The sequence below is a fragment of the Roseateles violae genome (genome assembly GCF_030410485.1).
In the GTDB taxonomy this organism is placed as follows: Bacteria; Pseudomonadota; Gammaproteobacteria; order Burkholderiales; family Burkholderiaceae_C; genus Roseateles_D; species Roseateles_D violae.
The window spans coordinates 803,133-824,514 of record NZ_JAUHHC010000003.1 but is presented as its reverse complement, the minus strand read 5'-3'; the positions used below and the strand labels follow the sequence as shown (position 1 = coordinate 824,514).

Annotated in this window: 22 protein-coding genes; 21 read left to right on the top strand and 1 reads right to left on the bottom strand. The window is 69.7% G+C overall.

Annotation, left to right across the window (positions count from 1 at the left end; translation table 11 throughout):
- The first annotated feature begins 23 nt into the window (after positions 1-23).
- From QWJ38_RS14225 to QWJ38_RS14180, 10 genes are all read left to right on the top strand, one after another.
- Positions 24-1,133 carry a porin gene (locus QWJ38_RS14225; RefSeq protein ID WP_290359738.1) on the top strand — a complete coding sequence of 370 codons (1,110 nt, stop codon included), beginning with the start codon at positions 24-26 and terminating at the stop codon, positions 1,131-1,133.
- A gap of 95 nt (positions 1,134-1,228) precedes the next feature.
- Entirely contained in the window at positions 1,229-3,139 is a 1,911-nt protein-coding gene (locus QWJ38_RS14220) for a subtype B tannase (RefSeq protein WP_290359737.1), read from the top strand.
- 312 nt (positions 3,140-3,451) lie between these two features.
- Positions 3,452-4,609 carry an ABC transporter substrate-binding protein gene (locus QWJ38_RS14215; protein WP_434063983.1) on the top strand — a complete coding sequence of 386 codons (1,158 nt, stop codon included), beginning with the start codon at positions 3,452-3,454 and terminating at the stop codon, positions 4,607-4,609.
- A gap of 134 nt (positions 4,610-4,743) precedes the next feature.
- Positions 4,744-5,616, top strand: coding sequence for a branched-chain amino acid ABC transporter permease (locus QWJ38_RS14210; protein ID WP_290359736.1), 873 nt, complete (start codon positions 4,744-4,746; stop codon positions 5,614-5,616).
- Positions 5,613-6,575, top strand: coding sequence for a branched-chain amino acid ABC transporter permease (locus QWJ38_RS14205; RefSeq protein ID WP_290359735.1), 963 nt, complete (start codon positions 5,613-5,615; stop codon positions 6,573-6,575). Before QWJ38_RS14210 ends, QWJ38_RS14205 begins: the two co-directional genes overlap by 4 nt.
- Positions 6,572-7,330 (top strand): ABC transporter ATP-binding protein, encoded by a 759-nt coding sequence (locus tag QWJ38_RS14200; RefSeq protein WP_290359734.1) that lies wholly within the window; start codon positions 6,572-6,574, stop codon positions 7,328-7,330. Before QWJ38_RS14205 ends, QWJ38_RS14200 begins: the two co-directional genes overlap by 4 nt.
- A complete protein-coding gene (locus tag QWJ38_RS14195) occupies positions 7,320-8,036 on the top strand; it encodes an ABC transporter ATP-binding protein (RefSeq protein ID WP_290359733.1) in 717 nt (238 codons plus the stop codon). The genes QWJ38_RS14200 and QWJ38_RS14195 overlap by 11 nt, the downstream gene beginning before the upstream one ends.
- Before the next feature lie 10 nt (positions 8,037-8,046).
- Positions 8,047-9,018, top strand: coding sequence for a tripartite tricarboxylate transporter substrate binding protein (locus QWJ38_RS14190; protein WP_290359732.1), 972 nt, complete (start codon positions 8,047-8,049; stop codon positions 9,016-9,018).
- Positions 9,019-9,094: 76 nt separating this feature from the next.
- Positions 9,095-9,799: a substrate-binding domain-containing protein gene (locus tag QWJ38_RS14185; RefSeq protein WP_290359731.1), complete on the top strand. Its 705-nt coding sequence runs from the start codon at positions 9,095-9,097 to the stop codon at positions 9,797-9,799.
- Positions 9,800-9,819: 20 nt separating this feature from the next.
- Complete coding sequence (locus QWJ38_RS14180) at positions 9,820-10,785, top strand: tripartite tricarboxylate transporter substrate binding protein (RefSeq protein ID WP_290359730.1); 966 nt, start codon at positions 9,820-9,822, stop codon at positions 10,783-10,785.
- Here the strand turns inward: QWJ38_RS14180 and QWJ38_RS14175 are convergent.
- A complete protein-coding gene (locus QWJ38_RS14175) occupies positions 10,772-11,659 on the bottom strand; it encodes a LysR family transcriptional regulator (RefSeq protein ID WP_290359729.1) in 888 nt (295 codons plus the stop codon). The genes QWJ38_RS14180 and QWJ38_RS14175 overlap by 14 nt on opposite strands.
- A 117-nt stretch (positions 11,660-11,776) precedes the next feature.
- Between QWJ38_RS14175 and QWJ38_RS14170 the strand changes: the two genes are divergently transcribed.
- The 11 genes from QWJ38_RS14170 to QWJ38_RS14120 all read left to right on the top strand — a co-directional run bounded on the left by QWJ38_RS14170 (position 11,777) and on the right by QWJ38_RS14120 (position 21,370).
- Positions 11,777-12,805 (top strand): amidohydrolase family protein, encoded by a 1,029-nt coding sequence (locus QWJ38_RS14170; protein WP_290359728.1) that lies wholly within the window; start codon positions 11,777-11,779, stop codon positions 12,803-12,805.
- A gap of 1 nt (position 12,806) precedes the next feature.
- Positions 12,807-13,490: a 4-carboxy-4-hydroxy-2-oxoadipate aldolase/oxaloacetate decarboxylase gene (gene ligK, locus QWJ38_RS14165; RefSeq protein ID WP_290359727.1), complete on the top strand. Its 684-nt coding sequence runs from the start codon at positions 12,807-12,809 to the stop codon at positions 13,488-13,490.
- Positions 13,491-13,640: 150 nt separating this feature from the next.
- A complete protein-coding gene (locus QWJ38_RS14160; RefSeq protein WP_290359726.1) occupies positions 13,641-14,555 on the top strand; it encodes an amidohydrolase family protein in 915 nt (304 codons plus the stop codon).
- A gap of 1 nt (position 14,556) precedes the next feature.
- Complete coding sequence (gene ligA, locus QWJ38_RS14155) at positions 14,557-14,985, top strand: protocatechuate 4,5-dioxygenase subunit alpha (protein WP_290359725.1); 429 nt, start codon at positions 14,557-14,559, stop codon at positions 14,983-14,985.
- A gap of 1 nt (position 14,986) precedes the next feature.
- Positions 14,987-15,841 (top strand): class III extradiol dioxygenase subunit beta, encoded by an 855-nt coding sequence (locus QWJ38_RS14150; RefSeq protein ID WP_290359724.1) that lies wholly within the window; start codon positions 14,987-14,989, stop codon positions 15,839-15,841.
- Complete coding sequence (locus QWJ38_RS14145) at positions 15,838-16,797, top strand: Gfo/Idh/MocA family oxidoreductase (RefSeq protein ID WP_290359723.1); 960 nt, start codon at positions 15,838-15,840, stop codon at positions 16,795-16,797. Before QWJ38_RS14150 ends, QWJ38_RS14145 begins: the two co-directional genes overlap by 4 nt.
- Positions 16,794-17,840: an aromatic ring-hydroxylating dioxygenase subunit alpha gene (locus QWJ38_RS14140; RefSeq protein WP_290359722.1), complete on the top strand. Its 1,047-nt coding sequence runs from the start codon at positions 16,794-16,796 to the stop codon at positions 17,838-17,840. Before QWJ38_RS14145 ends, QWJ38_RS14140 begins: the two co-directional genes overlap by 4 nt.
- Before the next feature lie 28 nt (positions 17,841-17,868).
- Positions 17,869-18,630: a DUF72 domain-containing protein gene (locus QWJ38_RS14135; protein WP_290359721.1), complete on the top strand. Its 762-nt coding sequence runs from the start codon at positions 17,869-17,871 to the stop codon at positions 18,628-18,630.
- A gap of 20 nt (positions 18,631-18,650) precedes the next feature.
- Positions 18,651-20,297, top strand: a complete 1,647-nt coding sequence (locus QWJ38_RS14130) for an AAA family ATPase (RefSeq protein WP_290359720.1) — start codon at positions 18,651-18,653, stop codon at positions 20,295-20,297.
- A 9-nt stretch (positions 20,298-20,306) separates the two neighbouring features.
- The gene (locus tag QWJ38_RS14125; protein WP_290359719.1) at positions 20,307-20,948 is read left to right on the top strand and encodes a general secretion pathway protein GspB; all 642 of its coding nucleotides are present in this window, start codon (positions 20,307-20,309) and stop codon (positions 20,946-20,948) included.
- A 17-nt stretch (positions 20,949-20,965) separates the two neighbouring features.
- Positions 20,966-21,370, top strand: a complete 405-nt coding sequence (locus QWJ38_RS14120; protein ID WP_290359718.1) for a YybH family protein — start codon at positions 20,966-20,968, stop codon at positions 21,368-21,370.
- Positions 21,371-21,382: the final 12 nt, after the last annotated feature.

Below are 21,382 nucleotides of genomic sequence, written 5' to 3'. Positions count from 1 at the left end.
AAGCAAGAACGGAGACAACAGCGATGAACAAGAAGAGCAGCATCTGGGCGCTGGCCCTGGCGGGCCTGGCAGCCGGCGGCGCCGCGCAGGCGCAGAGCGTGACCATCTACGGCGTGCTCGATGGCGCCGTCGAGTATCTGGACAATGTCGGCGCCGCCGGCGCCAGCCTGACCCGCATGCCGGGCCTGACCGGCGGCATGGTGCCCTCGCGCCTGGGCTTTCGCGGCAGCGAGGATCTCGGCGGCGGCCTGAAAGCCAACTTCACCCTGGAGCAGGGCTTCGGCGTCGACGCCGGCACCTTGAACCAGGGCGGCCGCGCCTGGGGCCGCCAGGTCTTCGTCGGCCTGTCCGGCGACTGGGGCGCGCTGACCCTGGGCCGCCAGTACTCGATGCTGTTCTGGTCGCAGACCGAGGCCGACATCCTGGGCCCGGCGATGTTCGGCTCCGGTTCGCTGGACAGCTATCTGCCCAATGCCCGCGTCGACAACGCGATCGCCTACCGCGGAACCTTCAGCGGCTTCACGATCGGCGCCACCTTCAGCCCGGGCCGCGACTCGGTCAACGCCGGCCCCAGCCCCTCGGGCACCAACTGCGCCGGCGAGAACGCGGCCGACAAGAGCGCCTGCCAGCAATGGTCGATCCTGGCCAAATACGACACCGCCAGCTGGGGCGCCTCGGCCGCGATCGACGAGCTGACCGGCGGCCCCGGTGCCTTCGCCGGCCTGACCAGCAGCGCGCTGAAGGATCGCCGCTCGACGGTGACCGGCTGGTTCCGCCCGATGGCCGCGCTGAAGCTCGGCGCCGGCCTGATCTCGCGCGACAACGAGGGCAGTGCCACGACGCCGCGTTCGGACCTCTGGTACCTGGGCGCAACCTACACGCTGACGCCGCAGATCACGCTGGATGCCGAGGTCTTCCGCATCGACTACAAGAACAGTGCCAACGCGGCCAATCTGTTCGCGCTGCGCGGCGTCTACAACCTCAGCAAGCGCACCGCGGCCTACGCGACCGTCGGCCAGATCAACAACGACGGCACGCTGGCGGCCTCGGTCAGCAATGCGGCGGCCGGTGGCGCGCCGGCGGCCGGCCAGACGCAGACCGGCTTCGGTGCCGGCATCCGCCACAGCTTCTGATCCGGTGGTGAATGGGGCCGGGCACGCGCCCGGCCCAACGGCCACTCCCGGACACCGAAGACCTCGCATCCCGTCCCAAATCCAAAGAGACAAACATGCACCAACAGTTCAAACGTCGCGCTCTTGCAGCCTCGGTCGCTGCGGTCTCGGTCACCAGCCTGCTGACGGCCTGCGGCGGCGGCGGCAGCAGCGAACCCGCCCCGGCCCCCGCACCGGCGCCGGCGCCCGCACCGGCCCCCGCACCGCCCGGCCCGGGCGTCTACGACAGCAAGCTGGCCTTCGACAAGACGAAGTACACGACGATCACCGTCATGCTGGACGGCGTGAGCACGCCGGTGCGCTGGTACCGCGAGGTCTGCTATGTCGGCAAGCCGATGCAGCTGGCGCCGACGCAACAGGCCGGCGCAGTGGACAACCAGGCCTGCGGCTACCAGAACATGAACATCTTCGTCCGCGAGGTCGACGCGGCCAAGCAGGACAACGCGATCCTCTTGAACGTCAACAACTCCGGCTGGTTTGCCAGCTACCAGGGCGGCAAGGGCGGCTGGAACGGCACGGACGCCATCACCAACGCCAACTACAGCGGCGCCGACATCGTCAACGGCGGCAGCTACGTCAGCAATAGCGACACCGACAAGCGCGGCGCCGCGCTGGCCCGCGGCTTCGTCTACATCAATATGGCCTCGCGCAGCCGCGGCGCCACAGCGCCGGCCGGCGTCTACAGCGACGGCCCCTACCAGGGAAAGGCACCGGCCGCCATCGTCGACGCCAAGGCGGCGGTGCGCTATCTGCGCCTGAACGACGGCGCGATGCCGGGCGATGCCAAGCGCATCGTCGTCAACGGCACCAGCGGCGGCGGTGCGCAGAGCACCCAGCTCGGCGCCACCGGCGACAGTGCGGACTACTTCCCCTATCTCCAGGCCGCCGGCGCCGCCGGCATCGACGCGGACGGCAAGAGCTCGATCAGCGACAGCGTCTACGCCATCGTCGCCTACTGCCCGATCCAGGACATGGGCAGCGCCGATCTGGCCTATGAGTGGATGTTCAATGTGCTGGATACCCGCGCCCTGGTCTCGGCGGACCAGAAGGCCGGCCTGATCGTCGATGCGAACGGCGCCGAGCTGGTACGCGCCTCGAATCCCGATGCCGCCGGCAGCCTCACGCTGATGAACCAGTTCGCGAGCTACCAGGCCGGCCTGGGCCTGAAGAGCGAGGAGGGCACGGCGCTGACCACCGACAATATGCTGGCCGCGCTGCAGGGCGAGTTCAAGAAGGCGGCCAGCGCCTATGTGAAGGCGGGCAAGACCATCGTCGCCTACAACGCCTTCGGCAGTGCCGCCGCGAACGGGGTGGCCGGCGGCAGCGGCACGCTGTACTACAAGAACGACTTCATCGACGTCGATGGGGCCGGCACGGTCAAGATCTTCAGCCTGACGAACTACCTGAAGTTCGTCGCCAAGCAGGCCCGGCTGAAGGCGGTACCGTCCTTCGACCAGGTCGCTCAGACGGCCGCGCTGGCGGCGACGCCGACGGCCGACACGACCAAGGCCGGCGCCGTCATCAACGGCAACTACAGCGGCGGCGAATCGAATCTGTTCGGCACGCCGGCCCAGGTCTATTCCAACTTCACCGAGTACGCCTGGAACAACAACAACGGCGGCGACGCCGTCAACGCGGTGCAGAGCGATGTCGGCCTGGCCAATACCGGCTACACCTGGGCCGCCAACCCGCAGAAGGCCTTCCTGCTGAACCAGTACAAGATGATCAACGCGCTGCCCTATGTCGGCAAGACCGACGGCATCACGACGCACTGGCGCATCCGCGTCGGCGCACGCGACCGCGACACCTCCTTCACCGTGGCCTACAACCTCAGCCGCGCCCTGAAGGCCGACGCCAAGGTCAAGGATGTCGACTACGCGCTGCACTGGGATCAGGGTCACGCCGGCAACTACGACGTGCAGGACGCCTTCGCCTGGATCGACAAGCGACTGGCCGCCGGCAACTGAGGCCGGCAGGCTTGTGGCCGTCGCTGTCCAGGGTCAACAACAGGGCAGCACGGGGTGTGAGCGGCCGGGCGCAAGGCAGTGAGAGGGTGAGCGAGCCGCCCGGCTCTTGAGGCCCGGCGGCTCCCGCGGCCGCCGGGTCCTCTTTTTTTCGGGCCTAACAGGAATGCCGTCGCGGCATAGCAGATAGTGGGCGCATTCCGCCGCCGGCGGGCGCGCTTCGCTCCACAATCGGCACCGTTGTCCCCTTTCCAACAAGATGACGGAGACCCGAACGTGAAGCATCAGCACAGCGCCCGACTTTCCCTCCCCCGGCTGGCCGCGACCCTGTTGGCGGCCGGCACCCTGGCCCTGACCGGCCTCAGCGCGCTGGCGCAGAGCGACACGGTCAAGATCGGCGTGATCCTGCCGATGACCGGCCCCTCGGCCTCGACCGGCAAGCAGATCGACGCGGCGATCAAGCTGTGGGTCGCGCAGAACGGCAACAAGGCGGGCGGCAAGAAGGTCGAGGTCATCGTCAAGGACGATGCCGGCGTCGCCGACACCACGCGCCGTCTGGCACAGGAACTGGTCGTCAACGACAAGGTCGTCGCGCTGGCCGGCTTCGGCCTCACGCCGCTGGCGCTGGCCACCGCACCGATCGCCACGCAGAGCAAGACGCCCATGGTCGTGATGGCCGCCGCCACCTCGGCGATCACCGAGGCCTCGCCCTTCATCACCCGCACCAGCTTCACCCTGCCGCAGGCGACCCTGGGCCTGGCCGACTGGGCCGCCAAGAACAAGATCAAGAAGGTCGTCTCGCTGGTCACCGACTACGGCCCCGGCAACGACGCCGAGAAATACTTCGCCGAGCGCTTCACCCTGAACGGCGGCGTGGTGATGGAGAAGCTGCGCACGCCGCTGCGCGGCGCCGACTTCGCGCCGGTGCTACAGAAGGTGCGCGATGCGCAGCCGGACGCGCTGTTCGTCTTCCTGCCCTCGGGCCAGGGCGCGGCCTTCATGAAGCAGTTCGCCGAGCGCGGCCTGGACAAGGCCGGCATCCGGCTGATCGCCACCGGCGACGTCACCGACGACGACCAGCTCAACGATATGGGCGATGTCGCGCTGGGCGTGGTCACCTCGCAGCATTACTCGGCCGCGCACGACAGCCCGGCCAACAAGAAGTTCGTCGCCGCCTTCGAGGCCGCCAACAAGTTCCGCCCGAACTTCATGGCCGTGGCCGGCTACGACGGCATGCGCCTGCTCTATATCGGCCTGAACGGCTCCAAGGGCCAGGGCGGCGAGGCGTTGATGAATGCGATGAAGGGCCAGATCTTCGAGAGCCCGCGCGGCCCGGTGCTGATCGACGCGCAGACGCGCGAGATCGTGCAGGACATCTACACCCGCAAGGTCGAGCGCGTGAACGGCCAGCTCTACAACGTCGAGTTCGACGTGCAGAAGGCGGTCAAGGATCCGGCGAAAAACAGGAAGTAGATGCCCCTCGTCCAAGGAGTACCTTGGCCGACCCCCCGAGGGGGCGGCGATGCTTGCGGGGCTTGCCCCGCTCGCACATCGCCAGCTGGGCCGGCTTGGGGCGGCCCGGCGCTCGGCCCCGGAATACAACAACCATGCTGACTCTGCTTTTCGACGGCATCGCCTACGGCATGCTGCTGTTCGTGCTGTCGCTGGGCCTGGCGGTGACGATGGGCTTGATGAACTTCATCAACCTCGCGCATGGCGCCTTCGCGATGGCCGGCGGCTACATCATGGTGCTGCTGATGCAGAAGGCGGGCTGGCCCTTCCTGGCCTGCCTGCCCATTGCCTTCGCCGGCACGGCGCTGGCCGGTGCGGTGCTGGAGCCGCTGCTGTACCGCCGCATGTACGGCAAGCCGCATCTGGACCAGGTGCTGTTCTCGATCGGCCTGACCTTCATGGCCATCGCGGCGGTCGACTATTTCATCGGCTCCTCGCAGCAGAACGTCACCCTGCCGGACTGGCTGCGCCAGCGCTTCGAGTTCGGCGCCGGCGCGGCCATGCTGGGCATGGGCGCCTACCGGCTCTTCATCGTCGTCGTCTGCGTGGTGCTGGCGCTGGCGCTGCAGGCGGTGCTGACGCGCAGCCGCTTCGGCAGCCGGCTGCGCGCCGCGGTCGACGATCCGCGCGTGGCGGCGGGCCTGGGCATCCCGGTCAACCGCGTGTTCCTGCTGACCTTCGCCGTCGGCTCCGGCCTGGCCGGCCTGGGCGGCGCGCTGGGCGCCGACATCTTCGGCCTCGATCCGAACTTCCCGCTCAAGTACATGGTGTATTTCCTGATCGTCTGCGCCGTCGGCGGCACCAGCTCGATCACCGGCCCGCTGGTCGCGGCCCTGGTGCTGGGCATTGCCGATGTGTTCGGCAAATACTATGTGCCCAAGCTGGGCAGCTTCATCGTCTATGTGCTGATGATCGCCATCCTGCTGTGGCGACCGCAGGGCCTGTTCACGCGCGAGGCGCGGCGATGAGCACCATGGTGTCGGAGCGGCTGCTGGCGCCATCGCGCTGGCGCTGGTGGGAGATCGCGCTGTGGCTGGCTTTTCTGGCCGCGCCGGTCGCGCTGCCCTCGCACGCGGCGCTGATCAACGAGATCGCGATCCTGGCGCTGTTTGCCTTGTCGCTGGACGTGATCCTCGGCTATGCCGGCATCGTCTCGCTGGGCCATGCGGCCTTCTTCGGCCTCGGCGCCTATGGCGCGGCGCTGTTCGCCAAGCATGTGATGCCCGATCCGCTGCTGGGCCTGGCGGTCGGCACCGCGCTGGGCGCGCTGCTGGGCGCGATCACCAGCCCGATGATCGTGCGTGGCACCGATCTTACGCGGCTGATGGTGACGATGGGCGTCGCCCTGGTGCTGCTGGAGCTGGCCAACAAGTTCGACGACATCACCGGCGGTGCTGACGGGCTGCAGGGCGTCGTCATGGGCCCGCTGCTGGGCCGCTTCGAGTTCGATCTCGGCGCGCGCGTCGCCTCCTTCTATTCGCTGGCCGTGCTGTTCCTGGCCTTTCTGCTCTTGCGGCGCATCGTGCGCTCACCGCTGGGCGTGTCGCTGCAGGCGCTGCGCGACAACCGGCTGCGGCTGATGGCGATCGGCCTGTCGGTGCGCGGGCGGCTGGCGGCGGTCTACACGCTGGGCGCCGCGCTGGCCGGCGCGGCCGGCGCGCTCTTGGCGCAGACGACCGGCTTCGCCTCGCTGGACGTGCTGGAGTTCCACCGCAGCGCCGATGTGATGACGGCGCTGATCATCGGCGGCACCGGCTGGCTCTGGGGCGGCCTGGTCGGCGCGATCGCCTTCAAGGTGCTGCACGATCTGCTGTCGGCGATCACGCCGCAGTACTGGACCTTCTGGATCGGCCTGATCCTGGTCCTGCTGATGCTGGTCGGCCGCGAGCGGCTCCTGCGGCCGCGGCAATGGTTCCGCAAATCATGAGCAGCGACATCGTGCTGGAAACAAGAAGGCTGGTGAAGCGCTTCGGCGGCATCACCGCGACCAACGAGGTCTCGCTGACGCTGCGCCGCGGCGCCCGCCATGCGCTGATCGGCCCCAACGGCGCCGGCAAGACGACCTTGATCAACCAGCTGACCGGCGTGACGCCGCCGACCGAGGGCCAGGTCTTGCTGGGCGGGCGCGACATCACCGGCCTGGCGCCGCACCGGCGGGTGGCGCTGGGCCTGGCGCGCACCTTCCAGATCAACCAGCTGTTCGGCGAGCTGACGCCGATGCAGAGCCTGGCGCTGGCCGTCAGCAGCCGGCGCGACGCCGCGCGGCGCTGGTGGAAGCCCATGGGCAGCGATCGCGAAATAGCCACCGAGGTCGAGGCGCTGCTGGCGCAGTTCCGCCTCGAGGCCCATGCCGACCGCCTGACGCGCGAACTACCCTATGGCAAGCGGCGCCTGCTGGAGATCGGCCTGGCGGTGGCGCTCAAGCCCAGCGTGCTCTTGCTGGACGAGCCGGCCGCTGGCGTGCCGGCCGGCGAACGGCAGGACATCCTGGACACCGTCGCCGCGCTGCCGGCGGACGTCTCGGTGCTGCTGATCGAGCACGATATGGACCTGGTGTTCAGTTTCGCCCGCAGCATGACGGTGCTGGTGAACGGCGCGGTGCTGACCGAGGGCACGCCGGAGGCGATCGCGGCCGATCCGCGGGTGAGGGCGGTCTATCTGGGAGAACAGCATGGCCGCTGAGCCGCTGTTGGAAGTCGAGGGCCTGAGCTGCGGCTACGGCGAGGCGGTCGTGCTCAGCGAGGTGGGCTTCCGGCTGGAGGCCGGCCGCTCGCTGGCCCTGCTGGGCCGCAACGGCACCGGCAAGACGACCCTGATCGACACCCTGGTCGGCGCCGCGCGGCGGCAGCAGGGCCGTATCGTGCTGGCCGGCCGCGAGATCCAGGGCCTGCCGGCCTATGCGCGCGCGGCGGCCGGCATCGGCTGGGTGCCGCAGGAGCGCAATATCTTCAAGTCGCTCAGCGTCGACGAGAACCTGACGGCCGTCGCCCGGCCGGGCGCCTGGACGCCGGCGCGCGTCTACCAGCTCTTTCCCCGCCTGGCCGAGCGCAAGAAGAACCTCGGCACCCAGCTGTCCGGCGGCGAGCAGCAGATGCTGGCCTTCGGCCGCGCGCTGGTGCTGAACCCGCGGCTGCTGCTGCTGGACGAGCCGCTGGAGGGCCTGGCGCCCATCATCGTCGAGGAGTTGCTGCGCGCGATCCGCCGCGTCGCGCGCGAGGAGGGTCTGTCGTCCATCGTCGTCGAGCAGCACCCGCGCATGGTGCTGGGCGTCACCGACGACGCGATCGTGCTGGACCGCGGCGGCATCGCCTACCGCGCAGAAAGCGCGGCCCTGATCGCCGATCCGCGTCCGCTGGACGAGTGGCTGGGCGTGTCGGCGCGGCATTGAGGGAAGGGCGATGAGCCGGCTGCGATCGATGCTCGCCGCGTTGCTCTTGCCGCTGCTGCTGGCCGGCCCGGGCCGCGCCGACACGAGTTTCCCGGATCGGGCGATCACCCTGATCGTGCCCTTTGCGCCCGGCGGCATTGCCGACGTCACCGCCCGCGCGGTCGCCGAGGGCATGGCCAGAAACCTCGGCCAGCCGGTGGTCGTCGACAACCGGCCCAGCGCCGGCAGCATCGTCGCCACGCAGGCGGTGGTCGCCGCCCGGCCGGACGGGCACACGCTGTTGTTGCTGAGCAATGGCCATGCGGTCAGCGTCGGCCTGTTCAAGAAGCTGCCCTACGACACGGTGAAAGACCTGGCGCCGGTCTCGACCCTGGGCTTTTTCGATCTGGGCCTCTTCGTCGCGGCGAATTCGCGCTTTGCCAGCCTGCAGCAGGCCATGCAATACGCGAAGGCCAATCCCGGCCAGCTGAAGATCGGCACGATCGCCGTCGGCAGCACCCAGCACCTGGCGGCCAAGCTGTTCGAGACGGTCGCCGGCGTCGATCTGCTGACGGTGCCCTACAAGGGCTCGCCGGCCGTGCTGATGGGCTTGCGCAGCGGCGAGATCGATCTGGCGCTGGAGATCGTCGGGCCGATGCTGCCGCAGCTCAGCGCCGGCGTCGTCCGCGCGCTGGCGACGACGGCCGAGCGGCGCAACCCGGCCCTGCCCGAGCTGCCGACGCTGCAGCAGATGGGGATCGCCGGCTACGACGTCAGCAGCTGGAACGCGATTGCCGCGCCGGCCGGCACACCGCCGGCGGTGATCGAGCGACTCAACCGGGCGATCCGCGAGGCACTGGCGGCGCCGGCCGTCGCCGGCAAGCTCGAGAAGCTGGGCATGCGGCTGCAGGCCGGGTCGCCAGAGCAGGCCCAGGCGTTGCTGGCGGCCGAGATCCGGCGCTGGGGCGAGGTGATCAAGGCGGCCAAGATCGAGGCCGAGTGAGGCATGCCGCGATCGCATAGCAGCTAGCGGCCGGCGGCCCTTGGCCGGACCGCGGGCCGTCGACAGAATGCCGGCGATGGACGATCCCAGCGTCGCGCTCACCGTCATTTCCTCGATGGCCACCCGCCAGCTGCTGGCCGAGCTGGCCCGCACCTACCGCCATATCCACGGCATCGAGGTCCGCGTCGAATCGGTCGGCGGTGTCGATGCCGCGCGGCGGGTGCAGGCCGGCGAGGCCTTCGACCTGGTCGTGCTGGCCGGCGACGCGATCGCCAAGCTGCTTGCCGGCGGGCATCTGCTGGCCGGCAGCGCTCGTGCGATTGCCGACTCGGCCGTCGCGATCGCGGTGCGCGCGGGCGCGCCGCGGCCCGATGTGTCGTCGGAGGATGCCTTGCGCGCGAGCCTGCTGGCGGCGCCCACCATCGGCTATTCGACCGGCCCCAGCGGCAATGCGCTGCTGGCCCTGTTCGAGCGCTGGGGTCTCGCCGCCACGCTGGCGCCGCGGCTCGTGCAGGCGCGGCCGGGCCTGCCGGTCGGCAGCCTGCTTGCCGGCGGCGAGGCCGAGATCGGCTTCCAGCAGCTGAGCGAGTTGCAGGCGCTGCCCGGCATCGCGCTGCTCGGCCCCATGCCACCGGGGCTGGAGATCGTCACGCGCTTTATTGGCGCCATCGGTGCCGCCTCGACGCAGCCGGCCGCCGCTCGCGCGCTGCTCGATTTTCTCTGCGCGGCCGAGCAGGGCGCGCTGAAGCGCCGCCACGGCATGGACGCGCCTTCAGACTGACTTCGTCAAGCAACGACCGCATGAACATCAGAACCCTTGCCCTTGCCGCCGGCCTGCTGGCTCTTGCCACTCCGAGCAGCTGGGCGCAGAGCTACCCGAGCGGGCCGATCAAGATCGTCGTCGGCTATTCGGCCGGCGGTGCCGTCGACGTGGTCGCCCGCGCGATCGGACAGAAGCTGCAGGCCGAGCTGGGCCAGCCGGTGATCGTCGACAACCGGCCCGGCGCCGGCAGCAATATCGCCGCCAAGGCCGTTGTCGGCGCGCCGGCCGATGGCCACACGCTGCTGATGGCGGCCAATGCGGTGACGGCGAACATGGCGCTGTACCAGCCGCCGCCCTACGACGTCGAGAAGGACCTGGCGCCGGTCGCGCTGATCGGCCGCGTGCCGGTGGTGATCGCCGTCAACCCGGAGTCGCCGTACAAGACGCTGGCCGCGCTGATCGCCGCCGCCAAGACCAAGCCCGATGCGGTGGCCTATGCGACGCCGGGCAATGGCTCGACCCCGCATCTGGCCGTCGAGCTGTTTGCCAATGCGGCCGGCATCGCGATGCTGCATGTGCCCTACAAGGGCGGTTCACAGGCGCTGACCGATGTGATCGGCGGCCAGGTGCCGGTCGTGGCGCTGAATGCGCTGGAACTGCTGCCGCATATCCGCAATGGCAAGCTGCGGCCGTTGGCCGCGCTCAGCGCCAGGCGCTCGGGCCTGCTGCCCGAGGTGCCGACGATTGCCGAATCGGGCTTCCCCGGCTTCGAGGCCTCGGTCTGGTACGGACTGATGGCGCCGGCGGCAACGCCGAAGCCGGTGCTGGCCCAGCTGAGCGCCGCGGCGCTGCGGGCGGCCGGCTCGGCCGAGGTGCGCGAGCGGCTGGCCGCCGCCGGCGGCGAGCTCACGCCGGCCGACGCGGCCGCCTTTGCCGTCCATCTGCGCGCCGAGCGCGAGCGCTACACGAAGCTGATCAACGCGGCGAAAATCAAGCCTGATTGAGCACGAGCCGGCGCAGCACCTCGGAGCTTCGCTTGATCAGCGGCGTCGCCCGCTTCTGCGCCGGCGTCACCAGGCACAGCGTGCTCTTGATGTCGACGCCGGCAAAGCGGGTCAGCGCCAGCTTCTCCGGCCGCGGGAACTGGCGGATTGCCGCCTCGCCGAGCACCGCATGGCCCATGCCGGCGGCAACCAGGTCGAGGATCACCGGCAGGCTGGAAACCTCCCAGGCCACGTTCAGCTGCACGCCGGCCATTGCCGCCGACTGCTCCATCAGCTTGCGGAAGATATAGCCGCGCTGCGGCAGGATCAGCGGATAGCGCGGCAGATCGCGCAGGGCGACCGGCCCGCCCGGCGCCTCGGCCGCGGGGCTGACCAGGCTCATATGCTCCTCGGCCAGCGGCTCGATCTCCAGCGCCGGCAGCGGCTCCGGGTTGTAGACCAGGGCCAGGTCGGCGCGGCCGGACAGCAGCCATTCGGTGATGTGGACCGAGAAGCCCTCCATCACCGACAACCGCGCCTTGGGCATCTCGCGGTGGAAGGTGTGGATCAGCGCTAGCGTGTGCAGGCGCGCCAGGGTCGGCGGCATGCCGATGACGACCCGGCCCAGCGGCTCGTCGCGCTGCGCGCCAAGGTCCTCACGTGCGTTTGCCAGCATCTGCAGGATGTTCTGCCCATGCTCCAGCAGGCGCGCGCCGGCCTCGGTCAGGGTGACGCCGCGGCCATTGCGCAGGAACAGCGCCTCGCGCAGCTCGGTCTCCAGCGCGCGCACCTGGCGGCTCAGCGCCGGCTGGGCGATGTCCAGCAGCAGGGCGGCCTTGCTGAAGCTGCCATGTTCGGCGACGCGGATGAAGTACTCGAGCTGTTTCAGGTTCATCGCGGCGCGGTCGATTCGGTCATGCCGCGATGCTATAGCAGCTAGCGTCGGCCCCACCTTGTCCGGCAGGGGGGCGCTGCCCACAATCGTGCCGAATCCCTCTCAGAAGCGAACACCATGATCATCGATGTCCACGGCCATTACACGACCGCGCCGGCCGCGCTGGGCGCCTGGCGCGATCTGCAGATCGCCGGCCTCGCCGACCCCGCCAAGGCCCCCAGGCCGTCCGACCTGAAGATCAGCGACGACGAGCTGCGCGAGTCGATCGAGTTGAACCAGCTGAAGAAGATGCGTGAGCGCGGCAGCGACCTGACCATCTTCAGCCCGCGCGCCAGCTTCATGGCCCATCACATCGGCGACTTCCAGACCTCCAGCGCCTGGGCGGCGATCTGCAACGAGCTCTGCTACCGCGTCAGCGAGCTGTTCCCCGAGCATTTCGTGCCGGCGGCGATGCTGCCGCAGTCGCCCGGCGTAGCTCCGGCGAGCTGCATCCCCGAACTGGTCAAGTGCGTGGAGCAGTACGGCAATGTCGGCATCAATCTGAACCCCGACCCCTCGGGCGGTCACTGGACCAGCCCGCCGCTGTCCGACCGCCACTGGTACCCGCTCTACGAGAAGATGGTCGAGTACGAGATCCCGGCCATGATCCATGTCTCGACCAGCTGCAACAGCTGCTTCCACACGACCGGCGCGCATTATCTGAACGCGGACACGACCGCCTTCATGCAATGCCTGACCAGCGATCTGTTCAAGGACTTCCCGACCCTGAAGTTCCTGATCCCGCATGGCGGCGGCGCCGTGCCCTACCACTGGGGGCGTTTCCGCGGCCTGGCGCAGGAGCTCAAGAAGCCGCTGCTCGACGAGCACCTGCTCAACAACATCTTCTTCGACACCTGCGTCTACCACCAGCCGGGCATCGACCTGCTGACCAAGGTCATCCCGGTCAAGAACATTCTGTTCGCCAGCGAGATGATAGGCGCGGTGCGCGGCATCGATCCGGAGACCGGCCACTATTACGACGACACCAAGCGCTATATCGAGGCGACGGCCAACCTCAGCGACGAGGAACGCTTTCTCGTCTACGAGGGCAACGCCCGCCGCGTGTTCCCGCGCCTCGAAGCGCAGCTGAAGAGCAAGGGGCTTTGAGATGTACGAACTCGGGGTGGTCTACCGCCATATCGAACGCACCGACGCGGCAACGGCCGATGCGCTGGCCAAGTTCGGCGCGGCGACGGTGCACGAGGCGATGGGGCGCGTGGGCCTGCTGAAGCCCTATATGCGGCCGATCTACGCCGGCGCCCAGGTCTCCGGCACGGCGGTGACGGTGCTGCTGCATCCGGGCGACAACTGGATGATGCATGTGGCGGCCGAGCAGATACGCCCCGGCGACATCGTCGTCGCCGCGATCACCGCCGACTGCACGGACGGATTTTTCGGTGATCTGCTGGCCACCTCCTTCATGGCGCGCGGCGCGCGGGCCCTGGTCATCGATGCCGGCGTGCGCGATGTGAAGACCTTGGGCGAGATGGGCTTCCCGGTCTGGAGCAAGGCGATCAGCGCCAAGGGCACGATCAAGGCGACCCTGGGCTCGGTCAACATCCCGGTCGTCTGCGCCGGCGCCTGGGTCATGCCGGGCGATGTGATCGTGGCCGACGACGACGGTGTCGTCTGCGTGCCGCGCGCGCTGGCGGCGAAGACGCTGGAGGCGGCCACCGCCCGTGAGGCCCTTGAATCCGCCAAGCGCGAGAAGCTGGCGTCCGGCGTGCTGGGCCTGGATATGTACAAGATGCGCGAGCCGCTGGAGAAGGCCGGCCTGCGCTATATCGACTGAGATGAAACGTCCCCTCGTCCAAGGAGTACCTTGGCCGGTCCCCCGAGGGGACGGCGGTGCTGTGGCCGGCGACCGGCAAGCACGTCGCCAGCGCGGGCCGGCTTGGGAGCGGCCCGGCGCTCGGCCCGAACACCGCCACGGACAATTGATATGACGTTCACCAAGACCCCCGGCTGGCTGGACTGGTATGCCGACCCGAGCAAGCCGCGCTTTGTCGTGCCCGCCGGCGCCGTCGATGCGCATTGCCATGTGTTCGGCCCCGGCGACGAGTTCCCCTATGCGCCGGAGCGCAAGTACACGCCCTGCGACGCCAGCAAGGCGCAGCTGTTCGCGCTGCGCGATCATCTGGGCTTCGCGCGCAATGTGATCGTGCAGGCGACCTGCCATGGCGCCGACAACCGCGCGCTGGTCGATGCGCTGGTGCATTCGGAGGGCCGCGCGCGCGGCGTCGCGACGGTGCGCCGCTCGGTCTCCGACGCCGAGCTACAGGGCCTGCACGCGGCCGGCGTGCGCGGCGTGCGCTTCAACTTCGTGCGTCGACTGGTCGACTTCACGCCCAAGGACGAGCTGCTGGAGATCGCCGGCCGCATCGCCCGGCTGGGCTGGCATGTGGTCATCTACTTCGAGGCGGTCGACCTGCCCGAACTGTGGGACTTCTTCAGCGCCTTGCCGACGACCGTGGTCGTCGACCATATGGGTCGGCCCGATGTGACGAAGCCGCTGGACGGCCCCGAGTTCGCGCTGTTTCTGCGCTTCATGCGCGAGCACGCGAATGTCTGGAGCAAGGTCAGCTGCCCCGAGCGCCTGTCGCTGTCCGGGCCACCGGCGCTGGACGGCGAGCAGCAGGCCTACCGCGACGTCGTGCCCTTTGCCCGCCGCGTCGTCGAGGAGTTCCCAGACCGCGTGCTCTGGGGCACGGACTGGCCGCATCCGAACCTGAAGGGCCATATGCCGGACGACGGTCTGCTGGTCGACTTCATTCCCCGGATCGCACGCACGGCGGAACTTCAGCGCAAACTGCTGGTCGACAATCCGATGCGGCTTTATTGGCCTGAGGAATGCTGACGTGGCACTCGACAAACCCTATCTCGACATCCCCGGCACGACGATCTTCGACGCCGAGCAGGCGCGGCGCGGCTATCACCTGAACCAGTTCTGCATGTCCTTGATGAAGGCCGAGAACCGCGAGCGCTTCAAGGCCGATGAGCGCGCCTATCTGGACGAATGGGCGATGAGCGAGGAACAGAAGCAGGCGGTGCTGGCGCGCGACCTGAACCGCTGCATTCAACTCGGCGGCAATATCTATTTCCTCGCCAAGATCGGCGCCACCGACGGCAGGAGCTTCCAGTACATGGCCGCGACGATGACCGGCATGACGCAGGAGGAGTACCTGCAGATGATGCTGGCCGGCGGCCGCAGCATCGAGGGCAACCGCTTCGTCGGCGAGGACGGCGATGCGCAGGCGCATCGCCAGCCGCAGGGAAGAAAGCGCTGAGATGGCCCGCATCACCGCCTCCGTCTACACCTCGCATGTGCCGGCCATCGGCGCGGCGATCGACCTCGGCAAGAGCGCCGAACCCTACTGGCAGCCGCTGTTCCGCGGCTACGAGTTCTCCAAGCAGTGGCTGGCAGAGAACCGGCCCGACCTCGTCTTCCTGGTCTACAACGACCATGCGACCAGCTTCAGCCTGGACCTGATCCCGACCTTTGCGATCGGCTGCGCCGAGCGCTTCGAGCCGGCCGACGAGGGCTGGGGCCCGCGGCCGGTGCCGCCGGTGATCGGCCATCCGGAACTGGCCGCCCACATCACGCAGTCGGTGATCCAGGACGACTTCGACCTGACCATCGCCAACAAGCTCGATGTCGACCATGGCCTGACCGTGCCGCTGTCGCTGATGTGCGGCCAGCCCGAGGCCTGGCCGTTCAAGGTGATCCCCTTTGCCGTCAATGTCGTCCAGTACCCGGTGCCCTCGGGCCGGCGCTGCTTCGCGCTGGGCCAGGCGATACGCCGCGCGGTCGAGTCCTTCGACGAGGATCTGAACGTGCAGATCTGGGGCACCGGTGGCATGACGCACCAGCTGCAGGGCCCGCGCGCCGGCCTGATCAACCGCGAATGGGACCAGGCCTGGCTGGACAAGCTGATTGCCGAGCCGGCGGCGGCCGCGGCCGTGCCGCATATCGACTATGTGCGCGAGGCCGGCTCCGAGGGCATCGAGCTGGTGATGTGGCTGATCGCGCGCGGCGCGATGGCCGATGTGGCGGGCGGGCCGGCGCCGCGCGTGCGCCACCGCTTCTACCATGTGCCCGCCTCGAACACGGCGGTCGGCCATCTGATCCTGGAGAACCCATGAGCGACAAGACGATCAAGCTCGCGCTGGCCGGCGCCGGCGCCTTCGGCATCAAACATCTGGACGGGCTGAAGAACATCGCCGGCGTCGAGCTCGTGTCCCTGGTCGGCCGCGAGCTGGACAAGACGAAAGAGGTCGCTGCCAGGTACGGCATCGGCCATGTGACGACCGAGCTGGCCGACAGCCTGGCCCGGCCCGAGGTTGACGCGGTGATCCTGTGCACGCCGACACAGTTGCATGCGAGCCAGGCGATCGCCTGCCTGCGGGCCGGCAAGCATGTGCAGGTCGAGATCCCGCTGTGCGATGTGCTGGCCGACGGCGAGCAGGTGCTGCGCGTCCAGCAGCAGACCGGCTTGGTCGCGATGTGCGGCCACACGCGGCGCTTCAACCCCAGCCATCAATGGGTACACAAAAAAATCGCGGCCGGCGAGTTCAACATCCAGCAGATGGACGTGCAGACCTTCTTTTTCCGCCGCACGAATATGAACGCGCTGGGCCAGCCGCGCAGCTGGACCGATCATCTGCTCTGGCATCACGCGGCGCACACGGTGGACCTGTTCGCCTACCAGTGCGGCAGCCCGGTGGTGAAGGCCAACGCGATCCAGGGGCCGATCCACCCGACCTTGGGCATCGCGATGGACATGTCCATCCAGCTGAAGGCGGCCAATGGCGCGATCTGCACCTTGAGCCTGTCCTTCAACAATGACGGACCGCTGGGCACCTTCTTCCGCTACATCGGCGACAGCGGCACCTATATCGCCCGCTACGACGATCTGTTCAACGGCAAGGAGGAGAAGATCGACGTCTCGCAGGTCGACGTGTCGATGAACGGCATCGAGCTGCAGGACCGCGAGTTCATCGCCGCGATCCGCGAGGGCCGCGAGCCCAATGCCAGCATCGCCCAGGTGCTGCCCTGCTACCAGGTGCTGCATCAGCTGGAGCAGCAACTGCAGTCATGACGAGCAGCTTCCCGAAGAACGCCTGGTACGTCGCCTGCACGCCGGACGAGCTGGTCGGCGCGAAGCCGCTGGGCCGGCGCATCTGCGGCGAAGCGATGGTGTTCTTTCGCGGGCCCGGGGGCCAGGTCGCGGCGCTGGAGGATTTCTGCCCGCACCGCGGCGCGCCGCTGTCCTTGGGCCGCGTGATCGATGGCCGGCTGCGATGCGGCTACCACGGGCTCGAGATGGGCTGTGCCGGCAAGGCGCTGGCCATGCCGGGCCAGCATGTCGAGCGCTTCCCGGCGATCCGCGCCTATCCGGTCGTCGAGCGCCATGGCTTCGTCTGGGTCTGGCCCGGCGAGGCGGCGCTGGCCGAGCCGGCGCGCATCCCTGCGCTGCCCTGGGCCGACAGCCCCGACTGGGCCTATGGCGGCGGGCTCTACCGCATCGCCTGCGACTACCGGCTGATGATCGACAACCTGATGGACCTGACGCACGAGACCTATGTCCATGCGGACAGCATCGGCCAGAAGGAGATCGACGAGGCGCATCCGAAGACGCGGGTCGAAGGCGACGAGGTAATCACCGCGCGTTTCATGAACGGCATCCAGGCGCCGCCGTTCTGGCGCATGGCCTTGCGCGGCATGGGCCTGCCGGAGGACCAGCCGGTCGACCGCTGGCAGATCTGCCGCTTCACGCCGCCCAGCCAGGTGTTGATCGAGGTCGGCGTTGCCTTGGCCGGCCGCGGCGGCCATGAGGCGGCGCCCGAGCACAAGGCCGCCAGCATCGTGGTCGACTTCATCACGCCGGAGAGCGAGGGCTCGATCTGGTACTTCTGGGGCATGGCGCGCAAGTTCAAGCCCGAGGATGCGGCGCTGACCGAAAGCATCCGCGCCGGCCAGGCCAGGATCTTCGCCGAGGATCTGGAGATGCTGGAGCGCCAGCAGCGCAATCTGGCGGCCTGGCCCGGGCGCAAGCTGATGAACCTGAACATCGACGCCGGCGGCATCCATGCGCGCCGCCTGCTGGAGCGGCTGATCGCGGCCGAGCGCGGGACGGATTGAGCCGGCATCCGGCTTGCCCGTCCGGGCCATGCGCATCGGTACGGCAGGCTGGTCACTGAACCGCGATCCGGCGGCGCTGTTCCCGGGCGACGGCCATCAGCTGCAGCGCTATGCGCGGGTGCTGAACTGCGTGGAGATCAACAGCTCCTTTTACCGGCCGCACCAGCCGGCCACCTACGCGCGCTGGGCGGCGCTGACGCCGCCGGACTTCCGCTTCGCGGTCAAGCTGCCGCGCACGATCACGCACGAGGCGCGGTTGGGCGAGGCGGGCGAAGAGGCGCTGCAGCGCTTTCTTGGCGAGACCGCCGAGCTGGGCGGGAAGCTGGCCGTGATCCTGGTCCAGCTGCCGCCCTCGCTGGCCTTCGATGCGCGGGCTCAGCGGCCCTTCTTCGAGCGCCTCGCGGCGCGCACGCCGGCCGCCATCGTCTGCGAGCCGCGTCATGCCAGCTGGTTCGACACGCCGGCGGCCGATGCGGCGCTGGCCGACTGGCGCATCGCACGTGCCGGGGCCGATCCGGCGCGGCGGCCATCCGCGGCGCAGCCGGGCGGCTGGCTCGGCCCCGCCGGCGCGGGCCGCGGCGCGCTGCTCTACTGGCGCTGGCATGGCTCGCCGCAGCTCTACCGCTCGCCCTACACGCGGGACTGGCTGGCACAGCGCCTGGCCGAGCTGCGGCGCTGGCCGGCCGCGGCCGAGCACTGGTGCATCTTCGACAACACGGCGCAGGGCGCGGCCCTGCCGAATGCGCTCGAATTGCGGGCGCTGGAGCTGCAGGCGCTGGCCGGCGATTGAGCGATTACGATCCGGTCTCCATGTACGCAAAATTCTTCGGCCTGCAACAGGAGCCGTTCGCGATCGCGCCGGACCCGCGCTATCTGTTCATGAGCGAGCGGCATCGCGATGCGCTGGCGCACCTGCTCTATGGCCTGCAGGGCGGCGGCGGCTTCGTGCTGCTCACCGGCGAGATCGGCGCCGGCAAGACGACGGTCTGCCGCTGCTTTCTCGAGCAGGTGCCCGAGAACTGCAATGTCGCCTATGTCTTCAATCCGAAGCTGACCGTCCACGAGCTGCTGCAGACGATCTGCGACGAGTTCCACGTTGTGCTGCCGCCGGCGCCCCCGGGTGGCGACACGGTCAAGCGCTTTCTCGATCCGCTCAATGCCTTCCTGCTGCAAAGCCATGCGGCCGGCCGCAACAATGTGCTGATCATCGACGAGGCGCAGAACCTCTCGGCCGAGGTGCTGGAGCAGCTGCGCCTCTTGACCAATCTGGAGACCAGCGAGCGCAAGCTCTTGCAGATCGTGCTCATCGGCCAGCCGGAGCTGCGCCAGATGCTGGCCCGGCCGGAGCTGGAGCAACTGGCGCAGCGGGTCATCGCGCGCTTTCATCTGCCGGCGCTGTCGCTGGCCGAGACCGCCCACTATGTGCGGCACCGGCTCGAGATCGCCGGCGCCGAGGGCTCGCTGCCCTTCGACCGCGGCGCCATGCGCCGTATCCACCGCCTGTCGCGCGGCGTGCCGCGGCGCATCAATCTGCTCTGCGACCGCGCGCTGCTGGGCGCCTATTCGCGCGGCCGCCGCCAGGTCGACCCGGCGACCTTGAGCCAGGCGGCCGCCGAGGTCTTCGACGAGGCACCGCGCCCGGCGCTGGGCTCGCCGCGCGCCTGGGCATTCGGCACGGCCGGCCTGCTGGCGGCCGCGGCCGTCGCCGCGCTGGGCCTGCGCTCGCTGGATGGCGGGCGGCCTGCCGCCGCGCCGCCGGCGCCGCTGCTGGCCGTCGCGGCCTCGCAGCCGACCGCAACCGTTGCCAGCTCAGCAGCCGCCGCGCCACCGCCCACAGCGCCGCTCGCCGAACCGGAAACGATCACGACCATAGCCCTGGCCCTGCCCGACGAGGCGGCCGCCTGGCGCGAGCTGGCCTCGCTCTGGCAGCTGCCCGAGCTCGGCGCCGGCGAACCCTGCGCGCAGCTGGCGCGGCGGCAGCTGCAATGCTTCCGCAGCGACGACGGCCTGGCCCTGCTGCGCCTGCTCGGCCGGCCGGCCATCCTGCGTCTGCAGGAGGCTAGCGGCGCCGGCGCCTATGTGCTGCTGCTGGGACTCGGCGAGCGAGATGCGATCGTGCGCGCCGGCGGGCGCGAGCAGCGCATCGCCCTGCTGGCGCTGGGTCGGCAATGGCGCGGCGAGTTCGCGACCCTGTGGCGCGCGCCGCCGGGCGCGCAGATGGGCAAGGGCCTGGACGAGCCGGGCCTGCAATGGCTGGACCGCCAGCTCGACAAGGCGGCCGAGCCGGCCGCCGAGCGCTCGACCCGCATCGCCGCCTTCCAGCGTGCGCAGGGCCTGCGCAGCGACGGCGTCGCCGGCCCGATCACCCTGATGCAGCTGAACCGCGCGGTCGGCATCGACGAACCCCGGCTGCGGCCGCTGGCGGACGAGATCGCCGCGGCCGCGCCGCAGCGCTAGCGAGAGCCCATGTCCTACATCCTCGATGCGCTGCGGCGCGCCGAATCCGAACGCGAACGCGGCAGCGTGCCCAGGCTGCACAGCCAGCCGCTGGCCGGGGCCGAGGCGGCCGAAGCGGGCCTGCTGGCGCCGGCCGGCCGCGGCCTGCGCGGGCCGGCCCTGCTGGGCGCTGGCCTGCTGCTTGCCGCCGCCGTCGGCTTTCTGGTCCTGAAAGGGCAGGAGTCCCAGCCAAGCCCCGCGCCGGCGGGGACGGTCGCCGCGGCGCCGCCGCCGCTGCCGCTCGTCCAGCCGCCGCCGCCGAGCCCGGTGGCGCTGGTGCGGGTGGATCCGCCGCCGCTGGCCAGCGCCGCCGTGCCGGCCGCACCGGTGGCCAGTGTCGCCGCCAGTGCCGCCAGCGTCGCCACTGCCGCCGTCGCGGAGCGCCCGCTGCCGCTGGCCAGCGAATTGCCGCAGCCCTTGCGCGGCGAGCTGCCGGCGCTGCAGGCCGGCGGCGCGATGGTGGCCGACCAGCCGTCCGGCAGCATGCTGATCATCAATGGCCAGCTCTACCGCGAGGGCGACCACATCACGCCGCAGCTGCGGCTGGAGCAGATCCGACTGCGCGGCGCCGTGCTGGTCTACAAGGGCCAGCGCTTCCGCATCAGCTACTGACTAAGGCAGGAGGCGCGATGGACGAGACGCAGCGGGACGAGGAGGCGCAGATCCGCGCGCTGCTCGATCAATGGATGGCGGCAACGCGCGCCGGCCGGGTCGAGGAGGTGCTGGCGCTGGTGGCCGAGGACGCGGTCTTCCTGATGGCCAGCCGCGGGCCGATGGACAAGGCGGAGTTCGCGCGCCTGTCGCGCGCGCAGGCGGGCGCCGGCGCGCCGACCATAGACGGCCACAGCGAGATCGCCGAGATCCAGCTCGCGCTGCCCTGGGCCTTCATCTGGACGCGGCTGCGCGTGCGGGTCACGCCGCCGGGCGGCGCGACGATGGAACGCGCCGGCCATACGCTGACCGTGCTGTCCAAGGCCACGGGCCGCTGGCAGATCGCCCGCGACGCCAATATGCTGGCGCCGGTGTCGGGCTGAGCGAGCAGCGGT

Coding starts and splice junctions, on each gene's coding strand:
- QWJ38_RS14170 (WP_290359728.1), top strand. CDS start 11,777: ATGATCATCGATGTCCACGGCCATTACACGACCGCGCCGGCCGCGCTG.
- QWJ38_RS14150 (WP_290359724.1), top strand. CDS start 14,987: ATGGCCCGCATCACCGCCTCCGTCTACACCTCGCATGTGCCGGCCATC.
- QWJ38_RS14125 (WP_290359719.1), top strand. CDS start 20,307: ATGTCCTACATCCTCGATGCGCTGCGGCGCGCCGAATCCGAACGCGAA.
- QWJ38_RS14200 (WP_290359734.1), top strand. CDS start 6,572: ATGAGCAGCGACATCGTGCTGGAAACAAGAAGGCTGGTGAAGCGCTTC.
- QWJ38_RS14145 (WP_290359723.1), top strand. CDS start 15,838: ATGAGCGACAAGACGATCAAGCTCGCGCTGGCCGGCGCCGGCGCCTTC.
- QWJ38_RS14140 (WP_290359722.1), top strand. CDS start 16,794: ATGACGAGCAGCTTCCCGAAGAACGCCTGGTACGTCGCCTGCACGCCG.
- QWJ38_RS14210 (WP_290359736.1), top strand. CDS start 4,744: ATGCTGACTCTGCTTTTCGACGGCATCGCCTACGGCATGCTGCTGTTC.
- ligK (WP_290359727.1), top strand. CDS start 12,807: ATGTACGAACTCGGGGTGGTCTACCGCCATATCGAACGCACCGACGCG.
- QWJ38_RS14130 (WP_290359720.1), top strand. CDS start 18,651: ATGTACGCAAAATTCTTCGGCCTGCAACAGGAGCCGTTCGCGATCGCG.
- QWJ38_RS14160 (WP_290359726.1), top strand. CDS start 13,641: ATGACGTTCACCAAGACCCCCGGCTGGCTGGACTGGTATGCCGACCCG.
- QWJ38_RS14190 (WP_290359732.1), top strand. CDS start 8,047: ATGAGCCGGCTGCGATCGATGCTCGCCGCGTTGCTCTTGCCGCTGCTG.
- QWJ38_RS14205 (WP_290359735.1), top strand. CDS start 5,613: ATGAGCACCATGGTGTCGGAGCGGCTGCTGGCGCCATCGCGCTGGCGC.
- QWJ38_RS14135 (WP_290359721.1), top strand. CDS start 17,869: ATGCGCATCGGTACGGCAGGCTGGTCACTGAACCGCGATCCGGCGGCG.
- QWJ38_RS14185 (WP_290359731.1), top strand. CDS start 9,095: ATGGACGATCCCAGCGTCGCGCTCACCGTCATTTCCTCGATGGCCACC.
- QWJ38_RS14120 (WP_290359718.1), top strand. CDS start 20,966: ATGGACGAGACGCAGCGGGACGAGGAGGCGCAGATCCGCGCGCTGCTC.
- QWJ38_RS14175 (WP_290359729.1), bottom strand. CDS start 11,659: ATGAACCTGAAACAGCTCGAGTACTTCATCCGCGTCGCCGAACATGGC.
- QWJ38_RS14195 (WP_290359733.1), top strand. CDS start 7,320: ATGGCCGCTGAGCCGCTGTTGGAAGTCGAGGGCCTGAGCTGCGGCTAC.
- QWJ38_RS14220 (WP_290359737.1), top strand. CDS start 1,229: ATGCACCAACAGTTCAAACGTCGCGCTCTTGCAGCCTCGGTCGCTGCG.
- QWJ38_RS14225 (WP_290359738.1), top strand. CDS start 24: ATGAACAAGAAGAGCAGCATCTGGGCGCTGGCCCTGGCGGGCCTGGCA.
- QWJ38_RS14180 (WP_290359730.1), top strand. CDS start 9,820: ATGAACATCAGAACCCTTGCCCTTGCCGCCGGCCTGCTGGCTCTTGCC.